Genomic DNA, 17,109 nt, shown 5'->3' with positions numbered 1-17,109 from the left:
TATGTTTATTTATTGTTGTAGTAATTGTTTTCAACGACTTTCTGTATTGCGCTATCGTGAACTCCGAGGTAACGGCGTGCAGCAACCACAGTTCGGGTTTGAAAATCATCATAGTTAGCCGCATCCTTTAGCATGCTGTTGATCCGTACCAAGCCTGCAGCATGAATAAAGGTTCCGTTGCCGATATAGAGTGCAACGTGTGTTACACGCGCATTAGGATTGCTATTTTTGCCTGCCGCAAAGAATAATAAGTCTGCCGGTTTCAGATTTTTAAGTGCTTTCTCAGGGTCGAAATGCCCTTCTTGATCTAAAATGTCGATTTTTTCACCTGCAAGTACTTGTTGCGATGCATCTCGCGGAATTACGAAGCCGTTCATAAAGAAACTTGTTTTAGTAAAACCGCTGCAATCTACGCCTTTTACTGATGTCCCACCCCATAAATAGGGTAGACCCAACATTGTTTTTGCACTGGCAATAATATTTTCCGCCGTAGGTTGGCGTGTTTCAAACCAATTTTTTAAGGTTAGACTTTCTGATTTTTTAATATAACCTAAACGTCCATCCGGATAGGCAATTTCATAAAAATTGCCTTTCTGTCCTTTCAATTGAAGGATGTCACCATAAACGAGATCAGATACCCGCTGGCTTTTTTCATTGGGTTCAGAATATGATTTTCCAAATTCAGCTGTATAAATCACTTTTTCCGCTTGTCGCCAATTGGCCAGCATGGTTTTGTCCATGGCTTCAATAGACGAACTAGGAACCCATGCGATATAGCCGTCGGGTGTACGGACACGGTAGTCACCGCTCTTTTTTTGAAGAAGGTCAACTTGCGTTCCTAATAAAACCTGGCTAGTCAGCTCGGCAGCATTATCTGGAAATGTGCGCATATTTGCGACGGAGAGCCTGATTACTCCAGTCGTTTTTTCGCCTACACTTGCATCGGGCAAGAGCTGTACTTGAATATTGGCTGATATATCTTTTGCCTTTTGCTCTAAAACGAATTTAGCATCTTTTTCAGTTGTTTCGAGCACATATTGGTTCTGTGCTATATCCGCTTTCTGGATGGCCACGATCTTGGTTCTTTTATCGGGAGCAAATTCACGTTTTACGTTTTCTTGCAACTCTTTGATCGTGAAATAAGTCGTGGAATCTAGCTGCTGCGCCTGACTGCTTTCAACCCCTATAAGGCTTGCATAAGCTAAAATAGCGAATTTAAGAGTGTTTTTCATGCGAATTAGTTTGTTTCTAAAGATAGGATTAATTCATAATATAAGTCAATTTTTATTGTCGATTTTTAAGTGATTTTGATGTTATGTTGCTAAAAAACGAATTTTTAGGTTTAATTTTAATTAAATCATCTATTTGCTAAAACCATTTTGTAATATTGCTTATTGATTGTGACGGCAACATTCTTCTTCCGTTTACGGCGAAGCTGTAAAAATGTAGCATAACATTTTACAGCGGATATTGACGAAGTAGGTTTGGGGGAGATCTGATGCAAGATAGTGTAATATGCTAGAAAAGAAAGTGATGCTCTTGTACAGTCAATGATGAAAATTTCTTGTATTCGGTAGACTGAAAGCAGTTTTAATGATTGTTTTTTGCCGGATTAATAAATAGCGATAGTTTTATAAAGTAGTAATAAGGAAATGAGTTCAAGACGTGATTTTATTCGGCAAGGTTTGATTGCTGCGACGACAATGGGGACATTAACCGCATTTGATGCGAAAGGATTGACGATTGCAGCAAAAGGCAGTGTTAAAAAATACCCTATTGTAATTTCAACTTGGGACTTTGGGATCGCAGCAAATAAAGCCGCTTGGGAAATATTGTCCAAAGGAGGCAAGGCATTGGATGCGGTAGAACAAGGTGTGCGTGTACCCGAGGCTGATCTCAAGAATATGACAGTGGGTAAAGGTGGTTATCCCGATCGCGACGGTCACGTCACACTTGATGCTTGTATCATGGATGCGGATGGTAACTGCGGTGCTGTTGCCGGAATGGAAAAAATTGGACATCCAATATCTGTAGCACGGCTGGTTATGGAAAAAACACCCCATGTCATGCTAGTAGGCGAAGGCGCATTGCAATTTGCGTTAGAAAATGGTTTTAAGGAAGAAAATCTACTGACCCCGGAAGGTGAAAAGGCCTGGAAGGAATGGTTGAAAGAGAAAAAATACAAACCTGTAGCCAATATTGAAAACCAATCTTTTGCCGCAGAACGTTTGCCGGGAAATCAATACAACCACGATACGATCGGTATGTTGGCGTTGGATGCCAATGGAAATATTTCTGGAGCCTGCACCACGAGTGGTATGGCTTTCAAGATGCATGGTCGGGTAGGAGATAGCCCTATTATTGGAGCCGGACTTTATGTCGATAATGAAGTTGGGGGTGCTACTTCGACCGGAGTTGGTGAAGAAGTTATCCGAAATGTAGGTAGTTTTTTGGTAGTCGAATTGATGCGTCAGGGTTATTCTCCCGAAGATGCCTGTAAGGAAGCTGTTATGCGTATCGTTAAGAAGAAGCCTGCAATTGCAAAGGAAATCCAAGTTGGATTCTTAGCAATTAATAAAAAAGGGGAATATGGTGCCTATGCGCTACAACAAGGTTTTTCCTATGCGGTTTGTGACAGTAAACAACAAGATTTATTGATTAAAGGAAAGCACTACTATAAATAGTAAAAATAGGGGCTTACGGGTTCGAGGAGCGATGATAGCAAGGTATATCATTGCCGATTAATCATTATATTTGTCTAAACTTATAGCCGCAGCTGATGCATCGGCTATAGGTTTATAAAAGTAAGAGTAAAATACGCAAGGTTATAAAAGTATGAAAGCAACATTTGGAGGAGGATGTTTTTGGTGTACAGAAGTTATTTTCCAAAACACTGAAGGGGTAACATCGGTATTACCTGGTTATATGGGGGGACATGTAGATAAGCCGACTTATGAGCAGGTCTGTACGGGGACAACTGATCATGTTGAGGTTGTCGAGTTAGAATATGACGAAGAGCTGGTGAATTACGAAGATCTCTTGAAAATCTTCTTTAAGACCCATAACCCGACAACATTAAACCGTCAAGGTAACGATGTGGGTACGCAGTATCGATCAGTTGTTTTTTATCATAATGAAGAACAGGAGATCTTAGCACAGAATTTTATCGATGAATTGGAAAATGAGGATGTTTACGAGGACCCTATTGTCACAGCGGTAGAACCTGCGTCTACATTTTGGTTGGCAGAAGATTATCATCATAATTATTTCAATGATCATCCTGAAAATCCATTTGTTCAGTAGTCATTGCTCCAAAACTTCAAAAATTCCTAAAAGAATTTAAAGCTTAAAAAGACAATATTTTTAAAAAGACAATATTTAAGGTGTTGTATCCCAAAAAAAAGCTCGAATATTTATTCGAGCTTTTTTTGTGTATTTAATATGAGTTAGAACATTTCCATCTGTCCTTTATCATCGATTTGAATATCATTTGGATTGGTGATCTCCAATTTGATGTCGTCATTTTTTTCGGTTGACTCGACCTCTTTTTCGTTCACGGAACTGTCAACTTCTGTCGTCGTACTATCAACTGTTGGTTCTGTGGTATCAGTACTTGATTCGGCTGCCTTTTCTTTACTTTTTTTGACTTAAATCTTCATCCGCTGTCAAATAGTGTAACCGATTTTACGGTATGGAAAGATAGGCGGTTTCCTTGCGCTTTTATTCCTTTTACGTCAATAATTTCAGTCAAAGGTTGATCAAGGGTTTCTTCGGTTTGGGATTTGCCTTTTAAAATCTCCAATTTGACCATCGGTTCAGCTGCATTACTCATCAGGATCAGTTTGGATCCTGCATCTTCATTGATAAAGGAAATACGTTTTCCAATAGGCTGATCGTCAAATTTAAAACGTTTGACAAAGTACGTTCCGCTCTTGCCGTCCTTATGCACGACTGTATAGATATGGTCTGGATAATATTTTTCGATCCGGATCATTTTCTCGTCGAAGTGGTTGCTTAGATCAAAGTTTGCTAATTCGTAGCTACCATCCGAAAGGACTACTAATATCTTGTCGTCGCCGTCAAACTCGCCAAGGTATTGTCCACGCTCATCTGCGTTTAGACGTTTCATGATGGTATCGTACCATATTTTTCGTCCTGCTAGTGTGGAGACTCCAGAGCTTTTAAAGCTGATTTTTTTGACAGGATATTTTGATACAATGTTTCCTTGTGAAGCACGGCCCTTGATTGCAATCTCGGCAAAGTCCATGTCAAAATTCAACTTACGCAATTTTGTGTGCGGCTTAAGCTGTATATTAACGACTTCCGCTTCACCATTGGGATTGGCTGTGAAATACAGGATTTTTGAGCCCTTGGATCCCTTGGACACATCATATTCCTTATCTCGCGTAACTCCTACTACCGAGAAACGTTTGATAAAACTGGTTCCAGTTTCACCTTCTTTATAGATGGCGTTATAGATTGTCCGTTCATCACCTTTTTTGAAAACAGCAACGTGGATAATTCCTTTTCCAACAAATACTTTATCCTGAATTTTACTGACAACATATTTGCCATCTTCGCGGAATACAATAATATCGTCGATATCCGAACAGTCGCATACAAACTCATCTTTCTTCATTCCCGAACCAATAAATCCTTCTTCGCGATTGACATATAGTTTGGTATTTGCTAGCGCAACTTGGGTCGCTTCTACTTTGTCGAATACCCGCAGTTCAGTTTTACGCTCGCGGTCTTTACTATATTTATCACGCAATTTCTCAAACCATGCAATGGCATATTCCGTCAATTGACGTAGATGACGCTTGACTTCTTTGATCTCATTTTCGAGTGTTTTCATCATTTCGTCCGCTTTTTTAACGTCGAAACGTGTAATGCTACTCATTGGTTTATCGATCAATTTTTTGTAATCTTCTGGACGAATCTCGCGGTAAAATTGATCGAAGAAAGGCTCAAATAAGCGATTCAGAACTTGCACAACAACCTCAAAGTCACCTGCATTTTCATAATCCGGATGCTTGTACATCCCCTCTTGAATAAATATTTTTAATAAACTACTGAAGAAGATTTTTTCTTGAAGATCGTTTAAACGAATCTCCAATTCTCGTTTCAATAAATTTTTGGTGTTTATTGTGTTTTCAGTCAGAATGTCGTTGACACTCATAAAGTGAGGTTTCTCATCCTTGATAACACAGGTGTTAGGAGAGATAGAGACTTCACAGGCGGTAAAGGCATATAATGCATCGATCGTTACATCGGGAGAAATTCCAGGAGCCAAATGTACAATGATCTCTACATTTCCCGCTGTATTGTCCTCGATTTTTTTGATCTTAATTTTTCCCTTATCGTTTGCGGTAACCACGCTTTCAATCAGACCGCCGGTTGTCGTTCCAAATGGAATTTCTGTAATTGCGAGCGTCTTTTTGTCGCGTTCTTCAATTTTTGCACGTACACGGATTTTACCACCACGTTGCCCCTCATTATAATTTGAAACGTCGGCCATACCACCCGTAGGGAAGTCTGGGAAGATATTCGGACGTTCACCGTGTAATACCTGAATTGATCCGTCAATTAGCTCAATGAAATTGTGGGGCATAATCTTGGTCGCTAAACCAACAGCAATCCCTTCGGCACCTTGAGCCAATAATAACGGGAATTTTACAGGAAGGGTGACAGGTTCGCGATTCCGTCCATCGTAACTTAATTGCCACTCAGTCGTTTCGGGATTGAAGACAACGTCATTTGCAAATTTGGATAATCTTCCCTCGATGTACCGTGGAGCAGCAGCAGAGTCACCCGTAATTGGGAAACCCCAGTTACCTTGACAGTCAATCAAGAGATCTTTTTGTCCCAATTGTACCATGGCATCACCGATAGAAGCATCACCATGTGGGTGATATTTCATCGTGTTACCAATGACGTTGGCAGCTTTATTATATCTTCCATCATCCATTTCCTTTAAGGAATGGAGGATACGACGTTGTACGGGTTTCAAACCGTCATTGATATGTGGTACGGCTCTGTCCAAGATAACATAGGATGCATAGTCCAAAAACCAGTTTTCGTATAGTCCTGATAAAGGTATCGTCTGACTTCCGCTCTCTGTTTTTCCTGATCCCAGTTCTTCTTGATTATCTTCCGTTGGGAAGTTCGTTTCGTCACTCATTTACTCAGCAATAGATTAAATTGTACAATACAGAAATGTTCGAAATAGTATTTTATTCGAACGTGTAAAAATACAAAACCATTTTGTTTTATCCCAGCGAAACTATGAAAAGTTAAAAAAATTAGTTTTTAAAACTAATATAATTAGCTTGTTTCGTTGTCAGTGGCCAAATCATACCAATAACAGGGAATATCCCATAGATCGAAATGAAATTCTTCAGTCACCTGAAATCCTACTTTTTCCAAGACATGTCTTGAACCCAGATTTCCCGTATGTGTGATGGCATGTACTTCAAAATGGATCAGCTGTTCTCTATAATATTGCATGCAGGCTTGTGAAGCTTCTGTCGCATAGCCTTTTCCCCAAGATTCCGTTCTGAAACGGTAACCAAGGTCTAAAAAACCGATACGTCCGTTCTCCAATTCGTCAATATATTTAAATCCCGTCCAGCCTATCCATTGATTGCTTGATTTCTCAACGACCCCTAGACGGCCTATACCGTATTTTTCATATTGTTGTTGAATAGGCGCGATGGCTTTTTTCATTTCTTCAATGGATTGAACAGGCTCCTTATTCAGAAAGGTATGAACCTCCGGCTGTGAATCCATCGCGAAAAAATAAGCGGCATCATCCATCTCTATTGGACGGATAATTAAACGTTCAGTTTCCAGTATAGGTAAGTGTTTTTCCATATTGTTTATCTCAAGTGTTAGGCATGCTAAAGCCACAATTTGTCGATATCTTTTTGTAGTATTTTTTCTTTCATTTCCTCCTCAAAGTCTCCGAACAGTTCTTTGTTAACAGATTTACTGATTCTGCCATTTTCGAGTACCAAGATTTCATCGCAGGTATCTTTTAGTGTGGAAAAGATATGCGACGAAATTAGGATCGTTTTACCCATCGCTTTTAAGCGTAATATAATCTCCGTAAGAATAATGCTGCTTTGTAGATCAATGCCATTAAAAGGTTCGTCAAGGATATAATAATTATTGTCCTGAAGTAAAGTAGCTGTCAGGGCTAGTTTTTTTTTCATACCCGTGGAATAGTCGCTCGCATACTCTTTTAAGGGCAACTCGAAAATATTTCTTTCACTGAGGTTTTTGATCTGTTTACCACGCGCATCTGTCAGCAGATAAATATACTCTTCACCTGTGAGCTTAGAGAGGAAATATGGATCGGAGGTCAGGTAACCTAAATTGTTTTTGAGCGGCGCCAAATCAGATTTTATACTTCCCGAGGCGGTTTCCAGTCCAGCAATACATCGAAACAGCGTTGTCTTTCCGGCGCCATTTTCACCGACGATACCATATACTTTTCCGCTTTCAAAAGTGTAAGTAATCTCGTGGAGCACTTGATGCCGTCCAAAGGACTTGCTGATATTCGTAAGCTCGATCATAAGTGGTTTTTTAGATTGTTGATTGCTTTGATATAATAGAAGGGCAAGAGCGCGAGGATCAAGGGGTAAAAGCTAAAACAAAGTGCCAATGCAAAACCTTCGGGGAAATTGATCTCCCGTGGATAAGCGACGTATTTTAAGGTGATTGCAAAAGGAAGCAAAAGTAATATTCCGCCCAATACAATACAGACATTAAATAAATCCGATGGAAAGATTATAACATACAGAAAAAGAAGGGGCAGTACCAAGAGTAGACATTGTAAAATTCCTCTTTTAAACTTTCGCATCAGATAGACTGTTGGTGTATAATGGTTATTCCAAAGGTAAAAAATAGGTTCCGGTAATTGATAATAGAAAACACAGGCGAGCGCAATGCAAACCACACAAAATAAAACAAGATTGGAATTGGCCACATAAAAGCCGATTCCGGCCAAGAGATACAATACAAGCAAGAGCAGGTAGCTCCGTCGGAATCCGATGATAAATTCAAAAGGTTTTTTTGCGAAAGGTGTCGGAATAGATTTTCCGAAAGCCTTAAATGTCAAAAATGCAAAGATAATAGCCAAAATAGCTAATAACACTGCATAGCCCCATTGGTTGTGGAGGAAAAGAATGATGAAGGACGGCAGCGTTAACAAGCCATTTTCCAATATTCTGATTTTGTGGAAATCGTATTTACTGTATGTATTTTTGAGAAAGTCATTTCTGTTTTTTTCTGTGAGCAGAAACAGTGCTTGGAAATTGCCAAGCAGTAGGGCATAACAACCAAAAAGCGGATATTGAACCAATGCATAATAAGCAAAATAACATAATCCAAACAACAGGAGAAAGGCGAGCCAAACCGGCAGTCCTGTAGCGCGAATATGCCGAGACAGTAAAGTATATTGAAGCTTTAAATAATTGCTAACCATGATACGATCAAAAGTAAAAAATCGAAGTTAAAAACAAGGGACTGTTCCCTTATTTTTATTTCGGCCTTGCAACGATCGATTGTTGGTCGTTTTGACGCTTGAATTTCTTTATTTTACGGCCCTGTGTCTTTTCTGCCAGCTCAGCATATAGGTCAGAGCAAGTAGCAAAACTACTGCATTGGCATACATAATGACTGGAATTCGTAGGATAACATCACTATAGTACAATCCAGCAAGCAGTGCGCCAAGTCCTATTCCGGCTTCAAGGGAGATATACATGGTTGCAACCGCCTTGCCGCGATGTTCGGGTAAACTAAGGTCAATCGTCCAGGCATTCACAGCAGGGGAGAGTATACCCGTGCCTACACCATAGATGCTTGCGCCGATCATCATGCCAATGAAACTATTTCCAATGCCAATAGCAACGAGTGCAATCGCGATAATAACTATTCCGACAACAATAACCTTAGGTCTTCCATAACGGTCCGAAACTTTGCCGGAAACAAAACGTATCAATACTGACGCAATGGTGAAGGCTAGGAAAAATAGCCCTTTATTTTTGAGTCCAAGGTATTCACTCCAGTCGGGAATTAGGGTTAAAATGACTCCATAAGCGGTGTAAGATAAAAACGTGACGATTCCCGCAGGTAGTGCACGCCATTCAATGATATCTTTTCGGTTTATTTTGAGCATGGAGAGATTGAATTTCTCTTTTTTCGCCAGTGTTTCCTTCATGTTAATGACGATAAGGATGGAGAGAAGTGCCATGAAAGAAGAGCAATAAAACATCACATTGATACCAAAGGCCTCGAAAATAGCGCTGCCAATTGCTGGGCCGACAGCTGTACCGACGCTAAAGGCCAATCCATGCATCCCAAGCGCCTCACCCCATCTTTTTTGTGGAACCAGATCGGCGACATAAGCAGAAGTTGAGGTAGGTTTAAAACCAGTGGAAAAACCATGTATCAATCGTAAGAATAGAAAGCCCGCGACTGATGTTAAAATGGGATAAAGAAAACCACAGATGAAACAGACAATGGATCCAATGGCCATGACTGGTACACGTCCCCAGCGATCGGTCAATTTACCACTAAAAGGCCGCGAAATTCCGGCAGTCAATGTAAACAGCGCTATGATCAACCCTTTGTATTCTGCTCCGCCCAAACTGCTCAGATAATTGGGTAGTTCGGGGATGATCATATTGAAGCTAGAAGAAAATAGGAGTGAGCTTAAGCAAAGTAAAATAAATTGAAGCGTATAGATGGATTTCTGTTCAGCTGGCATGGCGCTATTTTTATCGTGTGTGAGTATTCAAAAAAGAATAATGGATTGTGGCGATTATCCATCCTTCTAGGGAATGGAGCAAATGTACAGTTTTTGGAACGATTAAGCGGTTTCTTTTGGTGGAAAAATAATAGAATTCTTTATATAAGATAGAAAATACGAAGGCGAGGACGTTAGTGCCTAAAAAAAGATTATTTTTGGGAAGACCCTTTATTTAGAACATGCAAGAACTTAGAAATCCTGGTGTTTATTTTGAAATTCCGGTATCGGATTTGAATCGCGCAATCGCGTTTTATAGCCAGTTATTCAATTTTACCTTTGAACAGGAAGATTTTGACGATAACCACATGGCTTACTTTCCATTTCAAGAAACCTTATCTGGGATTACTGGCGCCCTGGCGAAAGGCGAAATTTATAAACCTACACGCGAGGGAGTACTCCTTTATTTACATGTAGAAAACATATCTACTACGTTGGAAAGGGCCATGAGCTTGGGTGGAAAAGAGCTATATCCCGCCACTTTTCATGCCGATCTGGGATTTGCTGTTGCGGAGATTGAAGATTCTGAAGGAAATAGGATCGGGCTACATCAAAAGTTATAAGCGGCAATTCAGATCATATAGCTTACTAGATCAACTGTTGCCGGACTATTTCGCTGCAGAAGATGGTCGTTGCAACGGCTACGTTGAGTGATTCGGCTTGGCCTATGCGCGGAATAGTGATAGCTTGATCGATCAACGCTATTATTTCATCACTGATGCCATTTCCCTCGTTCCCCATAACAATTAGCCCCTCATTAGCCCACACAGTCTGATAAATGGATTGACCATTAAGTAGGGCGCCATACACTTTTAATCCAGTAGCCGGAATAAAATCCGTTAAATCAGTATAGTGGATTTGCAGTCTAGCCAGTGAGCCCATGGTTGCTTGCACTACTTTAGGGTTGTAGGCGTCTACAGTTCCAATGGAACAGATAATATGTTCGATTCCAAACCACTCCGCCGTGCGGATAATTGTACCCAGATTGCCTGGATCCTGCACATCATCGAGTACAAGGCTAAACTTGTTTTTTAAATTACTTGGTACAATTTTCTGCTGTAAAGGAAGTTTGACCAAAGCGAGGATACCTTGTGGCGATTTCAGTGTACTAATCTTTTGGAATTCAGTATCCGTTAGTTCATAGGATTTTATATTATGCGAGATTTTACCCACTTTTGTGTTTGCGTCGCCCGTGTAGAAAATAGACTCAACCTCATAGCTTGATGAAATAAATTCCATCACGGATTTTATACCCTCAACGATAAACAGGCCGTGTTGTTTTCTATACTTTTTATTTTGTAGAGACGTTATTAGACTGATTTGCGCTTTTGACAACATTTTTATTGATGATTAAGTATCCTCGTTTTATCGGATTTGCAAGTATAACGCTTTTAGTGTTATTTTTTGCATCATGCCGTTCTTCAAAATATCTTGACGATGACCAAGCTCTGGTTACAAAAGTACAGATTTCTGGTGTCACCCCTGCATTGAAAGAATCATCCGAAACGTATATTTCCAATCAAATAAGACCTAATTCAAGGGTAAATCTATTTATTTACAATACGTTCAATACTAAAAACGGGCGTTATAAAACCAAGAAAATTCGGAATGTTGGCGAACCACCTCATTTGTTGGATTCGGCAATGGTCGATTTATCCGCCAATCAAATCCGACGCTTTCTATTTTCAAAAGGTTATTTCAAAGCTAAGGTCGAACCAACAATTTCAGTTTCCAAAAAGCGAGCACATATCGATTTTAAAGTGGATGAAGGTGTCCCATATCAAGTTAGAAATATAGATCGAAAATTTGAGGATGAAGATATTAAGGCAATATTTGAACGGGAGGTACTCCCCAAAACTGCTGTAAAATCCAATACCCAGTACGATGCCGCAAAGTTGCTCGATGAGCGGGAGAAACTTTATATTTCGATGCGTAACAATGGGTATTACGATTATGTAAGGCAATATATGCGTGCTGGGGTAGATTCAACGATCGATGGACCTTTGATCGACTTGAAAATTAATGTCGAAAATCCGTCTGACTCAACGATACATAAAAAGTATCAAATAGATAGTGTTTATATGACGATAAGGAATTATGGAACAATGTCGAAGAAGGAGCCTCGTCGTATCCTAGATTCTGCAAAACGTCTTTTATTTGTTGATGAAACAAATAGTTTCAGGTGGAAACCTTTGGAACGCTATATGTATCTACGCTCAGGTCAGTACTATTCCTTGCGGGAGGAAAATAAATCCTATGACCGATTGTATGAGATGAATGGTTTTCGTTCTGTCAAGATGCAGTTTGTCAAAAAAGATTCCAATAAACTCGATGTGCACTATGATTTCGTTCCAAGACCGCGGATGGGAAACCAGATAGAGGGCGAGTATACCTTTAGTTCGGGTATGAGCGGATTTAATATTGGAAATACATACTCTCAACGTAATATCTTTGGTGGTTCGGAGCAATTGGAAGTGAAATTACGTTATGGTGTATTGTTTGATCCGCGCCTCGCAGGTGGGCTTTCCAGCAAAATATTCAATAACGATTTTCAAGCGGGCGTAAATTTGGTCATTCCTCGTCTGATGGTTCCCTTTCATATTAATCCAGGTGGAAAGTTTGGTTTGCCCAAAACGACCTACTCGATGACATTGCAGTTGTTCGATCAAGATAAAACCTATTCAAACCGCTATTTCATCACGTCGCTGAATTACTCATGGTATGAAACAGAAAATAAGTACCATAGTTTTACGCCTATTGTGTTGGAGTATCGGGATGGACGCTTGGATTCCAATTTTCGGAACAAGCTTGTACAGGAAGGTTATCAGCTGTATGTACGTAGCAACGACCGTCAGTATTTTGGTTTAGGGACACAATATACCTTTATCCTGAATGGTAAAAAATTGAATAGCAAGGAGGACTTTCAATATTTCAGAGGAACATTGGACGTGAGTGGAAACGTATTGGATCTTATTAGCTCCTTGGCAAAATTGCCTAAGAATGCGATGGTGAGAAAAAAATATTCGGTGTGCCCTTTCTTCATACGCCAAGACAGAATTCGATTATCGTTTATACCGAAATCTCGGTGGAAATAGGCAGTTTGTCTTCCGTTTTAATCCGGGGATAGCGATTCCTTATGGTAATAACTCTAAACTGTTGATTTTTGAAAAGAGCTTTTATAGCGGCGGGATGAATGGCATACGCGCATGGCAGGCACGTACCTTGGGGCCAGGTGCCTATAACCGGCAGAGTCTTAGTGAGGATTTGCGTTTAAACCTGCGTAATTTGGATCAACTGGGGGAGATTAAACTGGAAGCAAATGCCGAATATCGATTCAGGTTACTCAATAACTTCCTGGGCGCAAAGATGAATGGAGCAACATTTTTGGATATGGGAAATGTTTGGCGACTGAAGAAGGATGAAGAACTAAATCCGGGGGGGAGTTTAAATTCAATAAATTTCTTGGGCAGGTCGCCATTGGTACCGGCTTCGGACTTCGTTTCGATTCGGGACTATTTTGTCATTCGCTTAGATGCCGGGCTTAAACTAAAAGATCCGCAATTCTCAGGTGCTGATCAATGGGTTATCAAGCATTTCTTTGATTCAAAAGAATTTAAGGCCCAATATTATGAAACCCATAGGCCCGACAGGTACAATTTTATTCAATACAATTTTGGAATCGGTATGCCGTTCTAATGTCTAACTGTTTCGTTATGATTTACGTTGATCCCACCAGTTGATGGGACATTCAGACAAACCGCTTTGTTAACCGATGAGATTTTTGAGACTTGAAAATATTGATTCAAAAATTTTACTCAAATCCAAACCTTGGGAATGGTTGAATAAAAAGAAAACTATAGCCAGCGCGATGGCCGTCATAATCACTTTTTTAAACATGTAAGCTATTCCTAACACAATGGCCGGGATAATCAAAAACATCAATCCGCTAATGGCAAAAGGAGAGAGTCCGCTATCGCTCTTATAGATATAGAATAAACGTCCCTTGGAAGTTTGTTGATTCTTATGGCTAAAGAAAACAAAGGTTGATGACTCAATTTTCTGATTAGGGACAGCAACACCCTCATGAAATTGTAGTGGTTGCGAAAAACCATTGATGGTAAATAGGTAATTGCCATTAATGGTCTCATTGGTGTTTCCCAATGAATCCAATGCAACTACAGCCAGTTTTCCATTTTTGGAAAGGTTTTCTTTTACGATAAAGTTTTGAATATTTTGTTCTTGAGCAGCTGCCCAAAAAGGTATCAGTAATAGAAAAAATATAATCTTTTTCATCGTTTTATTTTTATTCAATTCGCGTTTTCCCTTTTTAGGGTCTATTTGCATAGCGCTAATATCATTTGAGGATTGATAGCATCAATACATCAAATCCGATTTCCTTGAAATGAGACTGCAATTTTAGGGATTTTAATTTTCTTTTGAAAATCTTTAACTATGCGAATGTTGAAACCTTTGTAAATACGTTCTTGAGCCTTTCATCATTCCTCAAAAAAAGGTGCTGTCAAAATCCTGAGTAGGAGTGCAAAAGATATTTAGCTCATTTGTGTTTGACCTGCGGTATGATATTTCAGGATGTTTTGTTAGTTCATTTATAATTAAATCGATAATATTTGATCCATCGTAATTTTGGATTATTCACTTGTAAAATAGGTGAATTTTCGAAAAAAATTAGTTCTTTGAAAGTTCTTGGATCAATTGCAATTTCACTGCGTCATTTAAAATACCTTTTGGATCATCAATAACTATTTTGCCAAAAATGTCTTTTTTCATGGATGCACTATTTCCATTGTTGTCGCTAGCTTCATAATTTCCAAATATATCTTTTCGAACGGAAACACGATTTCCCCTGTTATCTTCAATTGTTTTACCACCTAGAATATCAGTTCTCACTGTGGTACGTTGACCATTGCTATTTTCGATAGTGAGATTATCAAGAATATCTTTTGTTATCCGGCTTGAATTACCTTTGTTATCTCGAATCTCCATATTGCCGAAAATATCTTTAGATATCGTTGAGCTATTGCCTTGATTATCTCGGATGTCGAGACCTCCAAAAATATTTTTTGATACAGTTTTTACATTTCCTTTTTCATCACGTATTTCTAAATTGCCGTGTATATTTTTAAAAACTGTGGACGGACTTCTGTCTAGATTAGGAAGATCGAAATCGCCGCTACTGTTTTTTCTGACAGTAGTTTCACCTCCATCCTCATCTTTTACGGCAATATTTCCTGAAAAGTCTTCTTTTATAGTCAGTTTAATACCACTCTTATTTACGGTTGTATATTCACCCAGGCTACCTCGTCTAAATTTAATGGTATTTCTCCACATATCTGAAAGAATAACTTCTCCCCAGCTATCGGTTTCTATTTTTATGGATTTTTTATCTAAGCCTTCTGAAATAGCCATTTTAATCATGTACTTTTTCATATTGTCAGAAGGGGGATCGGACCATATTCGGGTATACTCTTCCACTGTTGAAATTTTGGCTTCTGAAGTTAATGTAACTAATAGCAGTGAAAAACTGAATAAGAAATATATACGCATGATCTGTCTGTGATTTAATGTCAATATACGTTTTTTTGCGCTACTTTCATTATATTTAAACAGTAAGCGAATTAATTGATGTCAACTACGGACGAAACGGAACGGCTGGGCAAAGTAAAACCTTTGATTCTGAGGAAGCCCGTCTAAAGGATGCTGAAAAACTAATTGCGGAGAAGACTAAAAAAGGCTATTCTGAGAATGGTGCTGTAGATGCAGATAGCAAGGAAAGAGGATCCGCTGTTCGACAGTCAACGGCTGCCAGCCAGTTATTGAATTAGTCTAAGATCTCTTCGTATGTCAATGTGTTTTTACTCTTTGATACGCGAATAGTTATAAATGTCGGAACGATACCTTTGCCATTCGGACGTTACATGGAATAAATATAGGAATCTTTGTCGTGATAATTAGCGCGTAGTGTGTCACCTTCATATCTGTCTACTGCAGTGGTATGAACTTCTATTCTTTCATCCATTTTGTCACTCCAGCTTCGTTGATCAATAAAAGATTGTTTGTCTTTTTCGGAGATAGATAGTTCAAATTGATGTGTGTAATCTCTTAAGCCGCCACTTTGATTGGAAATAATTTTAAAATCATCTTTTAGCGTGATATGGTGTTCGCTGAGTAGTTTTCTTGCATCAGATTTAGAGAATAATAGATCATCAAATAGCAAGTATAGCGTGAATATAAGAAAATGCAAGATTAAAATAATCGAGACGATAGTTCCCAACTTTTTACGGCCAGACTTTTTTAGGATCCAGTACGTGAAATAGATGAATAGGCCTGGGATGCCAAACCATATCAAAAAAATCAGCGTGTATAGTGTATACATTTGTTAATAGTTATAATCCTAAAGCTCCTAATCCACGAATAATGTCTAAATAGATTTGCGGTATATCCACATCCCCAATATTTTTACGGATGACATCGGTAATACCAGCATGTGAGATACCCTGAGAAGCATGAATATGTTTAAAGTTTGCTCCCCAAACTGCACTTTCTAATGGGACCATCCCATCATTTTCACCTACCAGTCGCCTCAGGTATTTAAAACTCAAAGCATAGAACAAATCATCTTGTGGCTTAGTCATTGTCGAAGCAAAGCTCTGATAAAATACATTGTCCATATTGGGGTTGAGCTGGTTGAAAACACGCATTTCTTTTACACTGAGATCTCGAATTAGTTCGATTGGTGCGGGAGATTGCCCTCCAAATAAGAAAGAAAGACGTTGGATCAGTTTTTTTGTAACACAATCTCTGGATAGATGTTTTTCCATTAGATAGTCTGCTATTGGTGTTCCTAAGTGTGGTGTGGATATTGTGCTTAAGGAGGCTACCATTTGATGTCCCTTTAGCGTTGAAATAAAATAGCGGGCGTCGATCCCTCCTTTAGAATGCGCGATGAGATTAAATTTAGTGGCACCTGTTTTTTCTGCAAGATCTGACAGATTTCTTTTCAGCATCTGTGCATTGTTAGCCACGCTGCCCCAACCATCGGTCTTGCCATAAAAAAATGAGATATTGTTTTTTTTGAAAGTCTTGGGGATCCTGCCCCAAAATAAACTGTTATCCCCAGCAGCCGTGCCGTGGATCAATATGATGGGATATCTTAATGTAAAGGCAGTCATTGAGTTTTTTTATACATCTTCATCCATCCAATAGGTTTTGTAAATCAGCTTTATCTTGCTATTTTTTGATCTGGATTGATTATATGAACAGGTTCTATAATTAAG

The 17,109-nt window shown here is 39.2% G+C and carries 17 protein-coding genes; 6 read left to right on the top strand and 11 right to left on the bottom strand.

Annotated features, from left to right (window positions below; all coding sequences use genetic code 11):
* Positions 1-5 precede the first annotated feature (5 nt).
* Positions 6-1,232 (bottom strand): C40 family peptidase, encoded by a 1,227-nt coding sequence (locus tag DTA23_RS06865; RefSeq protein ID WP_112374222.1) that lies wholly within the window; start codon positions 1,230-1,232, stop codon positions 6-8.
* 420 nt (positions 1,233-1,652) lie between these two features.
* Here DTA23_RS06865 and DTA23_RS06860 point away from each other — a divergent pair, with 420 nt between their 5' ends.
* Both DTA23_RS06860 and msrA read left to right on the top strand, forming a co-directional pair.
* Positions 1,653-2,684 carry a glycosylasparaginase gene (locus DTA23_RS06860; RefSeq protein WP_070567228.1) on the top strand — a complete coding sequence of 344 codons (1,032 nt, stop codon included), beginning with the start codon at positions 1,653-1,655 and terminating at the stop codon, positions 2,682-2,684.
* A 151-nt stretch (positions 2,685-2,835) separates the two neighbouring features.
* Positions 2,836-3,303 (top strand): peptide-methionine (S)-S-oxide reductase MsrA, encoded by a 468-nt coding sequence (gene msrA, locus DTA23_RS06855; protein WP_256603004.1) that lies wholly within the window; start codon positions 2,836-2,838, stop codon positions 3,301-3,303.
* 352 nt (positions 3,304-3,655) lie between these two features.
* Here msrA and DTA23_RS06850 read toward each other — a convergent pair whose 3' ends face one another.
* The 5 genes from DTA23_RS06850 to DTA23_RS06830 form a co-directional block, all read right to left on the bottom strand.
* Positions 3,656-6,184: a DNA gyrase/topoisomerase IV subunit A gene (locus tag DTA23_RS06850; protein WP_112374221.1), complete on the bottom strand. Its 2,529-nt coding sequence runs from the start codon at positions 6,182-6,184 to the stop codon at positions 3,656-3,658.
* A 143-nt stretch (positions 6,185-6,327) separates the two neighbouring features.
* Positions 6,328-6,876, bottom strand: a complete 549-nt coding sequence (locus DTA23_RS06845; RefSeq protein ID WP_112374220.1) for a GNAT family N-acetyltransferase — start codon at positions 6,874-6,876, stop codon at positions 6,328-6,330.
* 26 nt (positions 6,877-6,902) lie between these two features.
* Positions 6,903-7,580, bottom strand: coding sequence for an ABC transporter ATP-binding protein (locus DTA23_RS06840; protein ID WP_112374219.1), 678 nt, complete (start codon positions 7,578-7,580; stop codon positions 6,903-6,905).
* Positions 7,577-8,491, bottom strand: a complete 915-nt coding sequence (locus DTA23_RS06835) for a hypothetical protein (RefSeq protein ID WP_112374218.1) — start codon at positions 8,489-8,491, stop codon at positions 7,577-7,579. The genes DTA23_RS06840 and DTA23_RS06835 overlap by 4 nt, the downstream gene beginning before the upstream one ends.
* A gap of 108 nt (positions 8,492-8,599) precedes the next feature.
* On the bottom strand, positions 8,600-9,775 hold the full coding sequence (locus tag DTA23_RS06830) for an MFS transporter (RefSeq protein ID WP_070567216.1): 1,176 nt from the start codon (positions 9,773-9,775) through the stop codon (positions 8,600-8,602).
* A 221-nt stretch (positions 9,776-9,996) separates the two neighbouring features.
* On the opposite strand from DTA23_RS06830, the gene DTA23_RS06825 reads away from it, so the two are divergent.
* Complete coding sequence (locus DTA23_RS06825; protein ID WP_112374217.1) at positions 9,997-10,377, top strand: VOC family protein; 381 nt, start codon at positions 9,997-9,999, stop codon at positions 10,375-10,377.
* A 25-nt stretch (positions 10,378-10,402) separates the two neighbouring features.
* Here DTA23_RS06825 and DTA23_RS06820 read toward each other — a convergent pair whose 3' ends face one another.
* Positions 10,403-11,152 carry a TrmH family RNA methyltransferase gene (locus tag DTA23_RS06820; protein ID WP_070567214.1) on the bottom strand — a complete coding sequence of 250 codons (750 nt, stop codon included), beginning with the start codon at positions 11,150-11,152 and terminating at the stop codon, positions 10,403-10,405.
* An 8-nt stretch (positions 11,153-11,160) separates the two neighbouring features.
* On the opposite strand from DTA23_RS06820, the gene DTA23_RS06815 reads away from it, so the two are divergent.
* Both DTA23_RS06815 and DTA23_RS28620 read left to right on the top strand, forming a co-directional pair.
* Complete coding sequence (locus tag DTA23_RS06815) at positions 11,161-12,909, top strand: POTRA domain-containing protein (RefSeq protein WP_256603001.1); 1,749 nt, start codon at positions 11,161-11,163, stop codon at positions 12,907-12,909.
* The gene (locus DTA23_RS28620) at positions 12,836-13,510 is read left to right on the top strand and encodes a BamA/TamA family outer membrane protein (protein WP_256603071.1); all 675 of its coding nucleotides are present in this window, start codon (positions 12,836-12,838) and stop codon (positions 13,508-13,510) included. Before DTA23_RS06815 ends, DTA23_RS28620 begins: the two co-directional genes overlap by 74 nt.
* A 69-nt stretch (positions 13,511-13,579) precedes the next feature.
* On the opposite strand, the gene DTA23_RS06810 is transcribed toward DTA23_RS28620, so the two are convergent.
* Both DTA23_RS06810 and DTA23_RS06805 read right to left on the bottom strand, forming a co-directional pair.
* Entirely contained in the window at positions 13,580-14,107 is a 528-nt protein-coding gene (locus DTA23_RS06810; protein ID WP_070567618.1) for a hypothetical protein, read from the bottom strand.
* Positions 14,108-14,500: 393 nt separating this feature from the next.
* Positions 14,501-15,379 (bottom strand): hypothetical protein, encoded by an 879-nt coding sequence (locus DTA23_RS06805; RefSeq protein WP_070567209.1) that lies wholly within the window; start codon positions 15,377-15,379, stop codon positions 14,501-14,503.
* Positions 15,380-15,453: 74 nt separating this feature from the next.
* On the opposite strand from DTA23_RS06805, the gene DTA23_RS30210 reads away from it, so the two are divergent.
* Positions 15,454-15,657, top strand: a complete 204-nt coding sequence (locus DTA23_RS30210) for a WGR domain-containing protein (protein ID WP_083296024.1) — start codon at positions 15,454-15,456, stop codon at positions 15,655-15,657.
* A gap of 89 nt (positions 15,658-15,746) precedes the next feature.
* Here DTA23_RS30210 and DTA23_RS06795 read toward each other — a convergent pair whose 3' ends face one another.
* Both DTA23_RS06795 and DTA23_RS06790 read right to left on the bottom strand, forming a co-directional pair.
* Positions 15,747-16,208: a hypothetical protein gene (locus tag DTA23_RS06795; protein WP_070567207.1), complete on the bottom strand. Its 462-nt coding sequence runs from the start codon at positions 16,206-16,208 to the stop codon at positions 15,747-15,749.
* Positions 16,209-16,218: 10 nt separating this feature from the next.
* Positions 16,219-17,004, bottom strand: a complete 786-nt coding sequence (locus DTA23_RS06790) for a lipase family alpha/beta hydrolase (protein ID WP_070567205.1) — start codon at positions 17,002-17,004, stop codon at positions 16,219-16,221.
* Positions 17,005-17,109 lie beyond the last annotated feature (105 nt).

The organism is Sphingobacterium multivorum, assembly GCF_900457465.1.
Classification (GTDB): domain Bacteria; phylum Bacteroidota; class Bacteroidia; order Sphingobacteriales; family Sphingobacteriaceae; genus Sphingobacterium; species Sphingobacterium multivorum.
This window is presented reverse-complemented; position numbering and strand designations above follow the sequence as displayed.